Below are 15364 nucleotides of genomic sequence, written 5' to 3' on the forward strand. Positions count from 1 at the left end.
AGATGTGACCGATGCATGTGTCGGTGACGCCGCCTCTGAAGCGTTCTTGCCCTGTGAAGGCCATGCCGTTGTCCGTCAGAACGGTATGTATGCGGTACGGGAGGCCACAAGCACCTGCCGAAGGAACTGCGCTGCGTTGGCTTTCGTGGCCCTGTCAAAGAACGCAACATGCGTGAACTTTGTGACGCGGTCTATGGCAACAAACATGTGCTGTCTGCCGCTGGAGATCTTCATTTCGGCGCTGTCGATGTACACGAAGCCCAGCGTCGTTTCTTCAAACTTTCCGTGCCTTCGCGGCACCTGCGTTGCGGGCTGTCGACTGATTCCGTGACGCTGCAGGCATCGATGCAAGGCGCTGCGGCTGAGCTTGGGTGCCGTCTCCAGGAGCTGCCCCATGAGATCGTCCAGCGACAGATGCCCTTGCTTGCGTAATGCAATTGCCAGGTGTTCTTGCTCTTGAGAAAGATGCTGGCTTGCTCTGTCCCGAGGACCCATGGGCTCATCGAGAACAGAGGTGCGCGCACGCCACTTGGCCACGGTCTTGGGGTTGAGGCCATAGAGCTTGGCCAAAGACCGATGGGATCCGGTGGCTAGCTGGAGTTCTGCGCGGATACGCGGCGTCGTGCGAGCGCTGCCATGCAGGCGGATTGCCATAGTGCTTTCTCCTGTTCCAGGCTAAAGAATGCACCATGACTTCCTGGGACCATACATCTTAAGAGTGGCTTATATGGAAGCCTCCCGGATTACAAGCAACCCTTGTGCATGAAGAGTCAGGAGGCAGGGCTGCAGTCTTATATCTGGCCTATTGTGCAGGCTAGTACACCTGCTGGCCCTGATGGCATTCGCTGATGAGGCTCCCATCTAACACTCGAACTGAGCGCTCTTGGCTCTTATCGGAGTGTCCTCATCTCGGTCCGACCTGTCTGGCCCATCACACATTTCGGATCGCTTGCTCTCCTTCAAAACGTCAGATTCGCAATCAATTCTTCGTGCTCTTCAGTGCGCGCCTTGCCAAGCTTGCGCATTCCACGCTTGCCCTTTGGCAAGCACGGCCCAGATGGTCCTGGCCAGCTTGTTGGCAACTGCCGCAACAACTACGTTGTAGGGCCTGCGTTTGAGCAACGTTTGCAGCCACGGCCATGCGGACGCCTCGTGGCTTTTAAGCACAACAGATCTCGCCGCGTGCATCAACAGCGTTCGCAGATATGCGTCCCCACGTTTGCTGATGCCCATTTGCCGCACTCGACCACCTGTGCAGCTTTGGCGTGGCACCAATCCGACCCACGCTGAGAACTCTCTCGCGTCCTTGAACGCCTGGGCATTACCCATGCTGGCAACAACTGCGGTCGCCGTGAGCAGGCCAATGCCAAGCACCTGTTTGATCCTTCCTGATGCTGGCCATGACGTCGCCATTGGGCTCCTGAAGGGCTCCCAGACATAGCGCTGTTGCTCCGGTCCGCCTCAGGCAGCGTACTCCCATTCGGTTTCAGTCGGCAGGCGCTTGCGCGTGCTCTTAGTGGAGAGGTTGAGGCCGGACTCCCTTACTTATGAAACCTCTCAAGTGAAACCTTGCTGCTGCGCAGTCTATCCACAGAGTGGACAGATTTAATAAATTTGACACAGATTCAGAAATCCATAGAATGGACTTCAGTCTCATCAGACGAACAAAATCGAAATCAAACCACCTCACGGAGACAAGGCATGAACAAGGAAATGTCCGAGACGCTCACCCGCGTCGGCCCCAATACACGAATGGGAAATTTGCTGCGCCGCTACTGGGTGCCAGCACTGATGTCCAGCGAGATCGCCGAAGCGGACGGTCCGCAGGTACGGGTCCAACTGCTAGGCGAAAAGCTGCTGGCCTTTCGAAATACGGACGGCAAGGCCTGCCTGATCAGCGAGTTCTGCTCTCATCGCGGCGTGTCGCTCTACTTTGGTCGCAACGAAGAGAACGGCATTCGCTGTGCCTACCATGGCGTCAAGTTCGACGGCGATGGACAGTGCGTGGATGTTCCTTCGTCGCCGCAATCCTGCGCCCGCATGCATATCAAGGGCTATCCGTGCGTGGAGCGCGGGGGCATCGTCTGGACCTACATGGGCCCCGAGGAGCACAAACCATCTCCTCCAGAGTTGGAGTGGTGTACCCTGCCGCCGGAGCATGTATTTGTCTCCAAACGCCTGCAATACAGTAACTGGCTGCAGGCCATGGAAGGCGGTATAGACACTGCCCATGTGTCATATGTGCACCGCTTCGAGGTGGATACGGATCCCATGCACCAGGGCGTCAAGGCGCTGGACTACATCAAGGCCGACGGCAATGTGAAGTTCGAGATCGAACAGACGCCTTTTGGTCTGAGCCTATTCGGCCGTCGCAATGGTGAGCCTGACTCTTACTACTGGCGCATCACGCAGTGGCTGTTCCCCTGGTTCACGCTCATTGCACCGTTCGGCAACCATGCACTGGGCGGTCATGTGTGGGTGCCTATCGACGACCACAACTGCTGGGCTTGGAGCATCAACTGGCAGCCGGACCAGCCGCTCACTAAGGAAGAGCGGCAGTCCATGGAGGAAGGCAAAGGCATACATGTGGAGTACGAAGAGCCCGGCAGCTTCATCCCCAAGGCCAATCGCAACAATGACTATGGCATGGACCGGGTTGCACAGCGCGAGGAGCGTTCCTACAGCGGAATTTTCGGTTTCTCCGCGCAGGACTATTCGCTGCAGGAAAGCATGGGTCCCATCCAGGACCATGCCGCAGAGAGACTGCTGCCTACGGACAAGGCCATTGTGATGGCTCGCCGCATGCTCAATGAAGCGGCCTTGGGCCTCGAGCAGGGTGAGACACCTCCCGCCCTTGACGCAAGCGAGCAGCACGTGCGCCCTGCAGGCGTGCTGCTGCCCCGCGACCAGGACCCCGTGGCCTGGGCCCGCGAGGAACTGGCGGATGCGACGAAGAAGCCAGTCTTCAGCCTCTGAACGAGAAACACCAAGACAAGAAATGACGGAGACAAAAAAACATGAAATTCCCTATGACACTCAAGGCTGCCCTGGTCGCAGGAGCCTGCGCGGCAACTGCGGCCTGGGGTCAGGCTGCCGCTGCGCCCGAATGGCGCCCCACCAAGCCAGTGCGCATCGTGGTGCCCATTACAGGCAGCACGAATGATGTGTTGGCGCGCCTGATTGCGCCCAAGCTGCAGGAGGCGCTGGGCCAGCCCTTCGTGGTTGAGAACAAGCCTGGTGCAGGCGGGAACATCGGCGCCTACGAAGTCAGCCGCTCCGTGCCGGACGGCCATACCTTGCTGATTGGCTACAACGGGCCTCTGGCAATCAATGTCACCCTGTTCGACAAGATGCCCTATGACCCACTCAAGGACCTGGCTCCCATCACGCTGGCGGTGAAGTCGCCCCAATACCTGGTGGTCAACCCCAAGGCCGGATTCAAGGACGTGAAGGACTTCATCGCCAAGGCCAAGGCGAACCCCAGCAAGTACTCTTATGGCTCGGTGGCCATGGGCAGCGCTTCGCACCTCACCATGGAGATGATGAAATCGGCTGCTGGCTTCCAGATGACTCATGTTCCTTACAAAGGGGCTGGGCCTGCGGTGACAGATCTGATCGCTGGCAATGTTCAAAGCGGTTTCTTTGTTCCGGGCAATGTGCAGGGATTCGTCAAGGAAGGTCGGTTGAAGCTGTTGGCCTCCACGGGAGCTAAGCGTTTCCCCAGTACACCCACGATTCCCACACTGGCGGAATCTGGTCTCAAGGACTTTGAGGCCACGTCCTGGATCGGTCTATTGGCGCCTGCCGGAACACCGCCTGCCGTCATTAACACCTACCACCAAGCCATGGTGCGTATTCTCAACTCACCGGACGTACGCAAGCATCTGGATGAGATGGAGTTTGAGACCATTGCTAGCACTCCCAAGCAATTCAATGACTGGATAGCAACCGAAATCGGGCGCTGGGGCAAGGTCATCAAGGCAACGAATGCAAAGGCGGATTGAACAATGAGCGAATCCAGAATGGCGGGACGCACCGCCTTGATTACCGGCGCCGGTGCGGGCATAGGCGCCGCCGCCTCCCATCTCTTCTGCAAGGAAGGGGCTGCAGTGCTGATGGTGGACGCAAACGCTGAGGCTCTGGAACGCACGCGTGAAGCCATTTTGCAGGCCGTGCCGGGAGCCCGGCTGGCATGCGTCATGGCCGATGTGTCGGACGAATCGGCTGCAGCGGCAGCCGTAGGGCAGTGCGTGCAACAGTGGGGCGGTCTCGATACCCTGGTGAACAACGCAGCCATGCGCAACTACAGTGCCGCAGCCGATGCCACTGCTGCCGAATGGCAGGCCATGGTCGGCGTCAATCTGGTGGGCATGTCCAACTACTGCAGGGCTGCGCTTCCTGCACTGAGGCAGTCGGGAACAGGCAGCATCGTCAACGTGTCCTCCTGCTACGCGGTCACGGGTCGCAAGGGCATGGCCCTGTATGACGCGACCAAGGCGGCGCAACTGGCCTATACCCGTAGCCTGGCATTCGAGGAAGCCGCTCACGGCGTGCGCGCCAATGCGGTGTGCCCGGGCTCCACGTTGACCGACTTCCACGTCGGCAGGGCACGCAACGCGGGCAAGAGCGTGGAGCAGCTCAGGACGGAACGCAAGGACACATCGCTCATAGGGCGCTGGGCGTCGCCGGAGGAAATCGCCTGGCCCATCTTCTGGCTGGCTTCCCGCGAAGCGTCTTTCATCACCGGGACCACCCTGATGGTCGATGGTGGCCTGCACATCATGTAACGCCATGGCCTCTACATATCTTCAGGCGCGCGTCCACCAGATGCGCTACGAAGCGGCAGGCACCCTCAGCGTGGAGCTGCGGCCGCTTGTTGTGGCAGAGGAGTTTGCCCAGCCCGTGCAGGCGGGTGCCCATATCGACCTGCACCTGGCCGATGGGTTGATCCGAAGCTATTCGCTGATCAATCCGGGGGAAAGTCATCGCTATGTGGTGGCGGTTTCCCTGGACCCAGCCAGCCGTGGCGGTTCACGCTTTGTCCATCAAAGGCTGAGGGTCGGGGACGTCATCCAGATTGGCGGGCCGCGCAATCATTTCCCCCTGGTCGAGACTGCCCCCCATAGCGTGCTGGTAGCCGGAGGGATCGGCATCACGCCTGTTCTTGCCATGCTCAGGAGGCTGGATGCCCTGGGCAGGACGGCGCACCTCATCTATTGCGCATCCAGCCGCGCGAGCGCCGCCTTTGTGCCGGAGATCGAGGCCATTGCAGCTCAGGTCGGCGGCAGGGTGACTGTCGACTGGCACTTCAAGGAAGAAAAAGGTGTGCGTGCCGATCTGCACAACCTTCTCCAGGGACATGCCGAAGGCGCGCACTTCTATGCCTGTGGGCCCCTGGCCTTTCTGGATTCGTATGAAGACAGTTGCGGGAAACTGGGGCTGGCGCATGTACACCTGGAGCGCTTTGCTGCCGCGCCGCTGGCAGCCCCCCGGACGCCGGAAGTCGGCTATGCCGTCGAATTGCGCAGGACCGGCAGGACCGTGCAGGTGGCTGCAGGGACTTCTTTGCTGGATACCTTGATCAACGCGGGCATGAACCCCGAGTACAGCTGCCGTGAAGGTGTATGCGGGGCCTGCGAGGTCCGGGTCATTTCCGGTGATGTGGATCACCGCGACCAGATACTGAGCGAGCAGGAGCGGGCCGCGAACAAGAGCATGATGATCTGCGTCTCTGGATGCCGTTCAGGCAACCTGGTCCTGGATTGCTGAGCGGCATGGGAACAGTGTGCGGATGGCAGGAAGGGGTGGCAGTGTCCAGGGAATGACGCCAGCCTTTTTCTCTTCCATGTTTCCTGTCCATCAGATGGACAATTGCAGGTAGAGTATCGGCATGAATCAGAAAACCGTTGACATAGCCGAATCCGAAAAATCCGAAGGCGGGGTGCGCGCGGTCCAGAGGGCCCTTGACGTGCTTCTTGCTTTCAGGCCTGGGGACGATGGATTGCTGGTGGCCGAACTACTAAAGCGGGTCGACCTGAGCCGGCCGACCCTCTATCGCTTGCTCGATACGCTCAACACTAAGGGGTTTCTCGTTTCCGAGGGCGAACCCCAGCGATTCCGGCTCGGCCCTGCAGTCGCCCAGATGGCCCATGCCTGGTCCGCAGGCATGAGCTACGAAACCGTTGCCCAACCCATGATGCGCCGCCTGTGGGAGAAAACCCGTGAGACCGTTTCCCTGCATGTGCAGGAAGGTGTCTCCAGGACATGTGTTGCCGAACTCCCCAGTACACAGCCCCTGAGTTTCAAGCGCGGCGTGGGCTACCGTGAGAATCTGGTGCGGGGGGCCAGTGGACGGTCCATTCTCGCCTGGCTGAACGTGGACAAGCAGGATCTTTCTGTCTACGGAGCGGAAAGTACCGAAGAAACCAAGCGGTGCACGGAGCAACTGAGGCAAATTCGCATCGAAGGCTATGCAACAAGCCGTGATGAGCTGATTCAGGGAGCCGTCGCCATTGCCGCACCATTTTTCGACAGTAGCGGTCGTGTGGTGGGATCACTTGGGTTGTTTGGCCCTAGCGCAAGACTCAGCGAAGAGGTTGTTCGGGGCTATGCTGTGCTCCTCAGGGAGGAGGCGGCCCAGCTTTCAGCGGCACTGGGATTCAAGAGCCTGGAGCCATGATGTCCAGTCTCATACTGGACGGTGTTGCCGTTTCGGAAATCTTTGCCGATCTCTTTTTTCAAGAGGGATCTGCGAAGACCACGCTCTAGGTGCTGCAAATTTAGTTGAGGGTTTGAGACCGCCTAGCTGTTGGAGTCGATCGGACGCTCTTGGATGTATGTATGACGCCTATCTTTTATCTCCTAGAGACGGGTAGCAACGGCGCCAAGTCTGCTATTCGAGGAAACCTTGAGGTCAGAGCGCACAACACTAAGAGTCTGTTCAAAGTCTTTTGAGCAATAGAACCCAGAAGGCCAAATGGACAAACTGCAAGCTAGCATTGAGCAGCCGCTCGCAGTCCTTCCATATTCCACAGGGCTTAAACGTCCCAGAGATACCACGATACGTTTTTTCGTTGTACCAACGAATGCAAGTATCGACAGCTTCGATGAACTGCCCAATCGTCGTTGATTGCCAATTGCCGGGATAAAACAGCTCCATTTTCAGCCTTCCGAAGAAGCCTTCACATGCAGCATTGTCTGGCGAGCACCCTTTGCGGGACATCGAGCGAACCAACTTTGCAGCCAGCAGGAATCTGGAATTCAGTAGTGCCGGTGATTCATCTCAGCGGGTCAGCTTTGCGTGTAAATCAACAGGACGGATATAGTTTTTTTTCCAATTCATTGCGAGCGCGCTTCAACGGCATCAAAAAAGTCTCTTTGAACTCGCTCATACTGAGTCTCTCGGCCCTAACTGCAATGCTCATGGCAGCAATAGTGTTGCCTTGAGGGTCGCGCACCGGCGCTGCCATAGAGCGCACCCCCAGCTCCAGCTCTCCGTCGCTGCATGACCACCCTGATTGCCGGCAAGTTTCAAGCAGACCTAGCAGCTCCTCCAAGTCAGTCACCGTCTGAGGGGTCAGAGCCACCCGCTCGATCATCTCTAGCCTTGCACGCGCCTCATGTTGAGGCAGTCCTGACAGCAGCGTCCGACCAATCGCAGAGCAGTACACCGGCAACCTAGATCCTATTCCTAGACCCGTGCTCAAGCTGCGCCGAGCGGTCGAACGCCCAATGATGATGGCATCGTCCTTCAACAAAGTACCAAGCGAAGCGGATTCTCTGGTGCGCTCCGACAGTGCATCCAGTAAAGGCTGAGCCAACGCAGGCATGGGGCGCGATGACAGAAATGAATAGGCGATCAGCAGTGACTTGGGCTGCATCCAAAACAGCTTTCCGTCACTCTCTAAATAGCCGAGCTGTACCAGTGTGCTGAGCGAACGTCTGGCTGATGCTGGCGTGGACTGCGTGAGCCTGGCCACCTCCGACAGCGTGAGCCGGGTATGCCGACGGTCAAAGCAAGTCAGTACGCCCAATCCCTTGCGCAGCGATTCCACAAAGTTCTTGTCCTGCATAGCGATCAAATCAAGGTGTTTTCAACATTTTTGCGCATAGCGCAAAAACAGGTTTAACACAAAGTACGACATCCCCATACTGCAGTTCCCCACACAAGAAGGAGACAAGATGCGCAACGCATCCATTCGCAGACGCGAAGCATTGATCGGCATTGCCGCTGCGGTCGCTGCAACAGGTAGCCTGGCTCAGTCAAATCAACCTCTCAAGATTGTCGTGCCTTTCTCAGCCGGAGGTACCGCCGATGTACTGCCGCGCCTAGTAGCCGAAAAAATCCGCGCGGACTACGCAGGTGGCGTGATCATTGAAAACAAGCCCGGGGCCGGCGGAAACATCGGTGCCGATCTAGTGTTCCGGGCACAACCGGACGGAATGACAGTGCTGGCCTCCCCTCCGGGGCCCATCGCCATCAACCACAACCTCTATCAAAAGCTTAGCTTCGACCCTACTCGCTGGGTGCCAGTAACGATTTTGGCCACAGTGCCCAACGTCTTGGCCATCAACCCCAAGTTACCGACTAAGTCACTTGGCGAGTTCATTGCATACGCCAAAGCCAACCCCAAAAAAGTGACTGTGGCGACGCAAGGCGACGGCTCTACATCCCACCTGACTGCAGCCATGTTCATGCAGCTGACTGGTGTTGAGTTAACCGTCATTCCCTACAAGGGGACAGCCCCGGCACTGATCGACCTGATCGGCGGCAATGTGGATGTGTTTTTCGACAACATCAGCTCATCGGCAACTTACCACCAAGCCGGCAAGGTGCGCATTCTGGCCATTGCCGACGAGCAGCGCTCTCAAATATTGCCCCAGGTCCCCACCTTCGCGGAGCAGCAATGGCCAGCCATGCAAGCAGTGACGTTCTTTTCTGTCGTCGCGCCCCCAGGCACGAGCTCAGAAATCGCTCAGAAGCTTCAGAAGCAGATGGCCCTGGCTCTGTCATCGAACGACATCCGCAAGCACTTTCAGGAACAGGGCGCCATGCCCTGCGGCTGGGATCCCACCAAGACTGCTCAGTTCATCCGTCAGGAAACCGAGAAGTGGAAGAAGGTGCTGAAGGCCGCCAACGTCAAGCTCTAATCCCAGGAACCAACATGCAAGAATCCATCATCCAGTGGCATGGGGCCACTAATACACGCGTGCCTTTCGGTATCTACACTGACACAGCCAATGCTGATCAAGAACAGCAGCGCATCTATCGCGGCGAGGTCTGGAACTACCTGTGCCTGGAATCTGAAATCCCCGAGGCTGGTGATTTCCGTACTACCTTTGCCGGTGAAACACCGATAGTTGTCGTACGGGATGCCGACCAGGAAATCTACGCCTTCGAGAACCGCTGCGCGCATCGCGGCGCTCTCATCGCTCTGGAGAAATCGGGACGTACGGATAGTTTCCAGTGCGTCTATCACGCCTGGAGCTACAACCGACAGGGAGATCTGACCGGCGTTGCCTTCGAGAAAGGTGTCAAGGGCCAGGGTGGCATGCCGGCCTCATTCTGCAAAGAAGAGCATGGCCCGCGCAAGCTCCGCGTGGCTGTCTTTTGCGGTTTGGTCTTTGGCAGTTTTTCCGAGGACGTACCCAGCATTGAGGATTACCTTGGCCCTGAGATTTGCGAGCGCATAGAGCGCGTGCTGCACAAGCCCGTAGAAGTCATCGGTCGCTTCACGCAAAAGCTGCCTAACAACTGGAAGCTCTACTTCGAGAACGTGAAGGACAGCTATCACGCCAGCCTCCTGCATATGTTCTTCACCACCTTCGAGCTGAATCGCCTCTCACAAAAAGGCGGAGTCATCGTCGACGAGTCGGGTGGCCACCATGTGAGCTATTCCATGATTGATCGTAGCGCCAAAGACGACTCGTACAAGGACCAGGCCATCCGCTCCGACAACGAGCGTTACCGGCTCAAAGATCCCAGCCTTCTAGAGGGCTTCGAGGAGTTCGAGGACGGCGTGACCCTGCAGATCCTTTCTGTGTTCCCTGGCTTTGTGCTGCAGCAGATTCAGAACAGCATCGCCGTGCGTCAGTTGTTGCCCAAGAGCATCTCCAGCTCGGAACTCAACTGGACCTATCTTGGCTATGCAGATGACAGTGCAGAGCAGCGCAAGGTCAGACTCAAACAGGCCAACCTCATCGGCCCTGCAGGATTTATTTCCATGGAGGACGGAGCTGTCGGTGGATTCGTGCAGCGTGGCATCGCAGGCGCTGCCAACCTTGATGCGGTCATCGAGATGGGCGGAGACCACGAAGGCTCTAGCGAGGGCCGCGCCACAGAAACCTCGGTACGCGGCTTTTGGAAGGCCTACCGCAAGCATATGGGACAGGAGATGCAAGCATGATCCATGAAATTCAAATCGCGGCCTTCAATGCCGCTTACGCGAAGACCATAGACAGTGACGTTATGGAGCAATGGCCAACCTTCTTCACGAAGGATTGCCATTATCGCGTCACCAATGTCGACAACCATGCTGAAGGACTTGCTGCTGGCATTGTCTGGGCGGATTCGCAGGACATGCTCACCGACCGAATTTCTGCGCTGCGCGAAGCCAATATCTACGAGCGCCACCGCTATCGCCATATCCTGGGCCTGCCTTCGATCCAGTCAGCCGATGCAACACAGGCCAGTGCTTCCACGCCATTCCTGGTGCTGCGCATCATGCATACCGGGGAAACAGAGGTCTTTGCCAGCGGTGAGTACCACGACAAATTCACCACGATCGATGGAAAGTTACGTCTGCAAGAGCGCGTCGCGGTTTGCGACAGCACGGTGACGGACACGCTGATGGCATTGCCGCTATGACAATAGTGCACCGTAGATTGGCTTTGGCCATCGGCGATCCCCACGGCATTGGCCCAGAAATCGCACTGAAAGCTCTTCAGCAGTTGTCTGCCACCGAAAGATCCCTGATCAAGGTCTATGGACCGTGGAGCGCTCTTGAACAAGCAGCGCAGATCTGCCAAATGGAGTCCCTTCTTCAAGACCTCATTCATGAGGAAGCCGGCTCGCTTGCACAACCAGTGCAATGCGGAGAGATCACCCCGCAGGCAGGCCTATCCACGGTGCAATCCGCAACAGCAGCCATCCGGGCGTGCGAAAGCGGCGAGGTCGATGCCGTCATTGCCTGCCCCCACCATGAGACGGCCATTCACCGTGCAGGCATAGCGTTCAGCGGCTACCCATCTTTGCTCGCCAATGTTCTTGGCATGAACGAAGACGAGGTATTCCTGATGCTGGTAGGGGCTGGACTGCGCATCGTGCATGTCACCTTGCATGAGAGCGTGCGTAGCGCACTAGAGCGGCTCTCACCTCAGTTGGTTATCAACGCGGTGGATGCCGCCGTGCAGACATGCACCCTACTCGGGGTGCCTAAACCGCAAGTCGCTGTATTCGGGATCAACCCTCATGCATCCGAAGGACAGTTGTTCGGCCTGGAGGACTCGCAGATCACCGTTCCTGCCGTCGAGACACTGCGCAAGCGCGGCCTGACGGTAGACGGCCCCATGGGAGCAGACATGGTTCTGGCACAGCGCAAGCACGACTTGTATGTGGCCATGCTGCATGACCAAGGGCACATTCCCATCAAGCTGCTGGCTCCTAACGGAGCCAGTGCGCTCTCCATCGGCGGCAGGGTGGTGCTTTCCAGCGTGGGCCATGGCAGCGCCATGGACATTGCCGGCCGTGGCGTGGCTGACGCCACGGCCCTCCTACGCACAATCGCCCTACTCGGAGCCCAACCGGTCTGAGGACTCTCTATGAACCACCAGATCCATATCCACGACTCTGATATCGCGTTCCCCTGCGCGCCTGGGCAATCCGTACTGGATGCAGCCCTGCAGGCCGGCATCGAGCTGCCCTATTCCTGCCGCAAAGGTAGCTGTGGCAACTGTGCGAGTACGCTGCTCGACGGAAATATTACTTCCTTCAATGGCATGGCCGTGCGCAGCGAACTCTGCACCTCGGAGCAGGTATTGCTGTGCGGCTGCACCGCCGCCAGCGATATACGTATCCAGCCGAGCTCCTTTCGCCGTCTCGACCCGGAAGCCCGCAAACGTTTTACGGCCAAGGTGTACAGCAATACACTGGCGGCACCCGATGTCTCGCTACTGCGCCTGCGCCTGCCTGTGGGCAAGCGCGCCAAATTTGAAGCCGGCCAATACCTGCTGATTCACCTCGACGACGGGGAAAGCCGCAGCTACTCTATGGCCAACCCACCCCATGAGAGCGATGGCATCACATTGCATATCAGGCATGTACCGGGTGGTCGCTTCAGCACTATCGTTCAGCAGTTGAAGTCTGGTGACACATTAGATATCGAACTGCCATTCGGCAGCATCGCGTTGAAGCCTGACGACAGCAGACCCCTAGTTTGCGTTGCAGGAGGCACCGGATTTGCACCCATCAAGTCCGTTCTGGATGACCTGGCCAAACGCAAGGTACAGCGCGACATCACGCTGATTTGGGGTGCTCGCAACCCCTCTGGCCTGTATCTTCCTAGCGCCATCGACAAGTGGCGCAAAGCTTGGCCGCAGTTTCGCTACATTGCAGCCATCACTGACCTAAGCAACGTGCCTGCGGATGCTCACGCCGGTCGGGTGGATGACGCGCTACGCATGCACTTTGACAACCTACACGATCATGTTGTCCACTGCTGTGGCTCACCAGCCCTCGTTCAATCTGTGCGCACAGCAGCCTCCAATATGGGCCTGCTAGCACAAGACTTTCATGCGGATGTGTTCGCTACAGACCCGACTGGCAACCATTAGAAGTAGCTATCCATTCGATATCAACACGGCGGGATTAAGGCAGGTATAAATGCATTCACGGCATTGACAGCGTACTTGCTTCCTTGCAGCCTGTGTTGATATTGACGCCAATGGTCGGGCCTTTCTAGCTAGCCCGGGCTACAGGTTTTTCCGCCGCAAATCGTCGCCGATCTCGAAGCTGCTGCACTGTTCGACGACCGTTTGCGTGCTGACGCCCTCCTCTCTTGACATTCGTGTTGCCTTTGACTTGCTACATCGACTCCATCATCGCCGGCTTGAATGCCACTTTGCTTACTAACGCTGGATTCGCCGGCGCATACACATCGCCACGAGCGTGCATGATTACATTCGCTACCGAGAGCATCTAGCTCAGATTGCAAGGACCGAGCCCGGCGGGATACCCGCTGAGAAACACCGCCTGCTCGGTGGCAGCGTAACCGTCCAACTCCCTAGGATCAATTCAAACCTGAGGCAATTTACAGTGCAACCTGACTCTGACAGTGATGGCCTGCTGGTAGCACAGCCAGTGGTTTTTCTTCAGGCAAATATGAGCGCCATGGGGGATTAATGATTAAGGAGGAGAATAGGATCTATTGGAGCGCATCGTTTCTTACTTTGTAGCTCCGAACCTCAAGGGCTAAGCCGTTGTCCGGAGCTTCTCAGAGGGCCATTCAGTGAACGCAAGCTCACAGCTTTTCCAGGCCAGCCTCGGCAGCTGTTTTCTCCCACATCCCCTTTTCCTCGACCACGAATTGGCGAAAAGCCTGATTCTTCAAGGGCAGCACGCTCTGACCCGAGGCTTCCAGCGATTGCTTGAACTCGCTGCTTTTCAGCACCGCCTCCATGGCATCTCCCAGCTTCCGGCTCACGGCGGCATCGGTTCCCGTCAGCGCCACGATCCCGCTCCAAGCCTTGACATCCAGGCCGTCAATCTTCTGGAGCTTATTGGCATATGCGCCGGTGAGCACACCCGTCACGCCAATGGCTTTGATGCGCCCCGACTCGATCATCGGCACCGCCACGCTGGGAGAAATGAAGGCAAAGTCCAGAGAGCCTCCGCCAATGTCATTGATGGCGTGCGCATCGCCCCGATACGGAACGCCTGTCGCAACCACTCCCAGTTTCTTCTTGAACAGCGCAAGCGTCAGCTCCTGGGTATTGCTGACCGTACCTGCACTCAGCCCATCCTTGGCCTGCCGGGACTGGCTGATCAGCTCAGGGAGCGTGTTGAACGAGGAACCCTTGTTGGTGACCAAGATGGACGGATAGGAGGCAACGGCGCCGATGTATTCGAAGTCCTTCTCCACGTTGTAGGGAAGATTCCTGTAGCGCGCCGGCGCCACGCTTAGGCTGCCGCTGGTGATGAACAGCAGGGTGTAGCCATCGGGCTTGGCCCGCTTGAGCTCGCTAATGGCATTTTGGCCGTTGGCACCGGGCTTGTTCTCGATCACAACCGAGGTGCCCAGCTTCTTGCCGACTCCCTCGGCCACGAATCTGGCGGCCGAGTCCGTGGGGCCGCCCGGCGCGAACCCCACGATCATGCGTATGGGCCTGGCAGGCCAGGCTTCACCCGCGCTGGCTACGCCTGCCGAAGCGACCAGCACGGAAAATGCGCAAAGCGCAGAAACGGCCGCCCTGGAGGTGCTGTTCTTGAAGATATGGCTCATCGTCTTGTCTCCACCTTGGAGCCGCTGCGGCATGGGCATTCACTGCAACGCCCGTGCCGCGCAGGCCTCTGTTTTCGGGTTCTGGAAAGCCTCAGTCTTTGAAGACCGGATCGCGCCGGTCCCGTGCCGCAGCCACGCCTTCCTGTAGGTCTTGCGATGTCATCTGACCGGCCTGCACCTCGCTCTCGCGAGCCACGGCTTGGCGTATTCGCTCCAGCCGGCCACCCAGCAAAGTGGCCCTCGTGGTCTGCACGGCTCGCGGTGAGGAAACGGCAATCTCACGCGCCCATTGCATGGCCGTGGCGCGTACCTGGTCTGACGCCACGAGCGCATCGACCAGCCCCAGTTCCAGGGCCTTCAGGCCGTCGATGCGCGCACCTGTGTAGAACATCCATGCCGCCTTCTGTTGGCCTATCAGCTGCGGCAGCGTGTACGACAGCGCAAAGCCGGGGTGAAAGCCAAGGCGGTTGAAGTTGGCGGAAAAACGGGCCTGCTCGCAGGCGATGCGAAAGTCGGCAGTCAGAGCCATGCCCAAGCCACCGCCAATCGCGGGCCCTTCAATCGCCGCCACCACCGGCTTAGTGCAGGCAAACATCCGGATCGCTTCCTGGTAGATAGGATTGAGCTGGCGTGGGCTGCGCTCCTTTGTGACGTTTTCCCGCTTCGAGAAATCAGCCCCGGCGCAAAACGACTTGCCGCTGGAACACAGCACGATGGCGCGCACCCTAGGATTGAGTTCAAAGTCCTCCCAGGCATCAGCAATAGCTGCAATCAACTCAACATCGAAAAAATTGTGCGGCGGCTTGTTGATCTCCACCACCCCGACGGAGCCGTCGACGGAAATATTCAAAATAGCTTCAGTCATG

The 15364-nt window shown here is 58.0% G+C and carries 13 protein-coding genes and 4 pseudogenes; 10 read left to right on the forward strand and 7 right to left on the reverse strand.

The annotated features are described in order from the left end of the window. Window positions 1-654, reverse strand: a pseudogene (locus tag V8Z78_RS26370) (transposase family protein); the annotation flags it as partial. 342 nt (window positions 655-996) lie between these two features. Further along, window positions 997-1386, reverse strand: a pseudogene (locus V8Z78_RS26375) (IS110 family transposase); the annotation flags it as partial. A gap of 315 nt (window positions 1387-1701) precedes the next feature. Between V8Z78_RS26375 and V8Z78_RS26380 the strand changes: the two are divergent. From V8Z78_RS26380 to V8Z78_RS26400, 5 genes are all read left to right on the forward strand, one after another. Continuing rightward, window positions 1702-2976 (forward strand): Rieske 2Fe-2S domain-containing protein, encoded by a 1275-nt coding sequence (locus V8Z78_RS26380; RefSeq protein ID WP_003054624.1) that lies wholly within the window; start codon window positions 1702-1704, stop codon window positions 2974-2976. 41 nt (window positions 2977-3017) lie between these two features. After that, window positions 3018-4004 (forward strand): Bug family tripartite tricarboxylate transporter substrate binding protein, encoded by a 987-nt coding sequence (locus V8Z78_RS26385; protein ID WP_003054623.1) that lies wholly within the window; start codon window positions 3018-3020, stop codon window positions 4002-4004. A gap of 3 nt (window positions 4005-4007) precedes the next feature. Further along, window positions 4008-4787 (forward strand): SDR family NAD(P)-dependent oxidoreductase, encoded by a 780-nt coding sequence (locus V8Z78_RS26390; RefSeq protein ID WP_003054621.1) that lies wholly within the window; start codon window positions 4008-4010, stop codon window positions 4785-4787. 4 nt (window positions 4788-4791) lie between these two features. Then, window positions 4792-5769, forward strand: coding sequence for a PDR/VanB family oxidoreductase (locus V8Z78_RS26395; protein WP_003054619.1), 978 nt, complete (start codon window positions 4792-4794; stop codon window positions 5767-5769). A gap of 121 nt (window positions 5770-5890) precedes the next feature. After that, window positions 5891-6679: an IclR family transcriptional regulator gene (locus V8Z78_RS26400; RefSeq protein ID WP_349732462.1), complete on the forward strand. Its 789-nt coding sequence runs from the start codon at window positions 5891-5893 to the stop codon at window positions 6677-6679. Between the two features lie 261 nt (window positions 6680-6940). Here the strand turns inward: V8Z78_RS26400 and V8Z78_RS26405 are convergent. The 3 genes and pseudogenes from V8Z78_RS26405 to V8Z78_RS26415 form a co-directional block, all read right to left on the reverse strand. After that, window positions 6941-7024: pseudogene (locus V8Z78_RS26405) on the reverse strand (IS5/IS1182 family transposase); the annotation flags it as partial. Continuing rightward, window positions 7024-7240 (reverse strand): annotated as a pseudogene (locus V8Z78_RS26410) (IS3 family transposase); the annotation flags it as partial. The pseudogenes V8Z78_RS26410 and V8Z78_RS26405, both read right to left, overlap by 1 nt. A gap of 67 nt (window positions 7241-7307) precedes the next feature. Next, entirely contained in the window at window positions 7308-8072 is a 765-nt protein-coding gene (locus tag V8Z78_RS26415) for an IclR family transcriptional regulator domain-containing protein (protein WP_349732463.1), read from the reverse strand. 109 nt (window positions 8073-8181) lie between these two features. Between V8Z78_RS26415 and V8Z78_RS26420 the strand changes: the two genes are divergently transcribed. Genes V8Z78_RS26420 through tphA1I form a run of 5 tightly spaced genes read left to right on the forward strand, consistent with a single transcriptional unit; the run spans window position 8182 to window position 12831 of the window. Next, window positions 8182-9150: a Bug family tripartite tricarboxylate transporter substrate binding protein gene (locus V8Z78_RS26420; RefSeq protein WP_349732464.1), complete on the forward strand. Its 969-nt coding sequence runs from the start codon at window positions 8182-8184 to the stop codon at window positions 9148-9150. 14 nt (window positions 9151-9164) lie between these two features. After that, entirely contained in the window at window positions 9165-10406 is a 1242-nt protein-coding gene (gene tphA2I / locus V8Z78_RS26425; protein ID WP_003054606.1) for a terephthalate 1,2-dioxygenase terminal oxygenase subunit alpha TphA2I, read from the forward strand. Continuing rightward, window positions 10403-10867, forward strand: coding sequence for a terephthalate 1,2-dioxygenase terminal oxygenase subunit beta TphA3I (tphA3I, locus tag V8Z78_RS26430; protein ID WP_120970452.1), 465 nt, complete (start codon window positions 10403-10405; stop codon window positions 10865-10867). Before tphA2I ends, tphA3I begins: the two co-directional genes overlap by 4 nt. Further along, window positions 10864-11811 (forward strand): 1,2-dihydroxy-3,5-cyclohexadiene-1,4-dicarboxylate dehydrogenase, encoded by a 948-nt coding sequence (gene tphBI, locus V8Z78_RS26435; RefSeq protein WP_003054601.1) that lies wholly within the window; start codon window positions 10864-10866, stop codon window positions 11809-11811. Before tphA3I ends, tphBI begins: the two co-directional genes overlap by 4 nt. A 9-nt stretch (window positions 11812-11820) precedes the next feature. After that, window positions 11821-12831, forward strand: a complete 1011-nt coding sequence (gene tphA1I, locus V8Z78_RS26440) for a terephthalate 1,2-dioxygenase reductase TphA1I (RefSeq protein ID WP_349732465.1) — start codon at window positions 11821-11823, stop codon at window positions 12829-12831. A 686-nt stretch (window positions 12832-13517) separates the two neighbouring features. Here tphA1I and V8Z78_RS26445 read toward each other — a convergent pair. After that, complete coding sequence (locus V8Z78_RS26445) at window positions 13518-14498, reverse strand: Bug family tripartite tricarboxylate transporter substrate binding protein (protein WP_003054597.1); 981 nt, start codon at window positions 14496-14498, stop codon at window positions 13518-13520. Window positions 14499-14589: 91 nt separating this feature from the next. Beyond that, window positions 14590-15363, reverse strand: a complete 774-nt coding sequence (locus V8Z78_RS26450; RefSeq protein WP_003054596.1) for an enoyl-CoA hydratase/isomerase family protein — start codon at window positions 15361-15363, stop codon at window positions 14590-14592. Between the last annotated feature and the right edge of the window lies 1 nt (window position 15364).

The organism is Comamonas sp. wu1-DMT, from assembly GCF_040187805.1.
GTDB lineage: Bacteria > Pseudomonadota > Gammaproteobacteria > Burkholderiales > Burkholderiaceae_C > Comamonas > Comamonas thiooxydans.

Bases quoted from the DNA above. Each gene is read 5' to 3' on its own strand.
- V8Z78_RS26380 (WP_003054624.1), top strand. From the start codon at position 1,702: ATGAACAAGGAAATGTCCGAGACGCTCACCCGCGTCGGCCCCAATACA.
- V8Z78_RS26385 (WP_003054623.1), top strand. From the start codon at position 3,018: ATGAAATTCCCTATGACACTCAAGGCTGCCCTGGTCGCAGGAGCCTGC.
- V8Z78_RS26390 (WP_003054621.1), top strand. From the start codon at position 4,008: ATGAGCGAATCCAGAATGGCGGGACGCACCGCCTTGATTACCGGCGCC.
- V8Z78_RS26395 (WP_003054619.1), top strand. From the start codon at position 4,792: ATGGCCTCTACATATCTTCAGGCGCGCGTCCACCAGATGCGCTACGAA.
- V8Z78_RS26400 (WP_349732462.1), top strand. From the start codon at position 5,891: ATGAATCAGAAAACCGTTGACATAGCCGAATCCGAAAAATCCGAAGGC.
- V8Z78_RS26415 (WP_349732463.1), bottom strand. From the start codon at position 8,072: ATGCAGGACAAGAACTTTGTGGAATCGCTGCGCAAGGGATTGGGCGTA.
- V8Z78_RS26420 (WP_349732464.1), top strand. From the start codon at position 8,182: ATGCGCAACGCATCCATTCGCAGACGCGAAGCATTGATCGGCATTGCC.
- tphA2I (WP_003054606.1), top strand. From the start codon at position 9,165: ATGCAAGAATCCATCATCCAGTGGCATGGGGCCACTAATACACGCGTG.
- tphA3I (WP_120970452.1), top strand. From the start codon at position 10,403: ATGATCCATGAAATTCAAATCGCGGCCTTCAATGCCGCTTACGCGAAG.
- tphBI (WP_003054601.1), top strand. From the start codon at position 10,864: ATGACAATAGTGCACCGTAGATTGGCTTTGGCCATCGGCGATCCCCAC.
- tphA1I (WP_349732465.1), top strand. From the start codon at position 11,821: ATGAACCACCAGATCCATATCCACGACTCTGATATCGCGTTCCCCTGC.
- V8Z78_RS26445 (WP_003054597.1), bottom strand. From the start codon at position 14,498: ATGAGCCATATCTTCAAGAACAGCACCTCCAGGGCGGCCGTTTCTGCG.
- V8Z78_RS26450 (WP_003054596.1), bottom strand. From the start codon at position 15,363: ATGACTGAAGCTATTTTGAATATTTCCGTCGACGGCTCCGTCGGGGTG.